General features: G+C 48.4%; 1 pseudogene. It reads right to left on the bottom strand.

Going from position 1 to position 347, the window contains the following annotated elements:
- Positions 1 to 146 precede the first annotated feature (146 nt).
- Positions 147 to 347, bottom strand: a pseudogene (locus A3739_RS08025) (hypothetical protein); the annotation flags it as partial.

Genomic DNA, 347 nt, shown 5'->3' with positions numbered 1-347 from the left:
GGCTTTAGTCTCAATCAACTGAACACGGCCCTGTGCAGAAATAGCGGTTTGCTGAATCTCCTTCCAGTACGACCACGTCAGTACAGGAATGACCAGTAACAGAAGGCTAAGAAAACTGATCTGCGCTTTAATGCCGAATCGTTGCATTAAGCAAGTTCCCAACGATAGCCGAAGCCGGGCTTGTTGCGAATCGCATTAAAGGCTTCGTCAATTTCATTGAACTTTTTCCGAACGTTCTTCACGTGAGAGTTGATCGTACCGGTCGTTACAACGCCTTGTCTGGTGCATGCGCAAAGATCATCATAAGAGCAGCCGGCGGCTCCCGAATCGACAATGGTGACGAATAC

It is taken from the genome of Oleiphilus sp. HI0067 (assembly GCF_001635735.1).
This window is presented reverse-complemented; position numbering and strand designations above follow the sequence as displayed.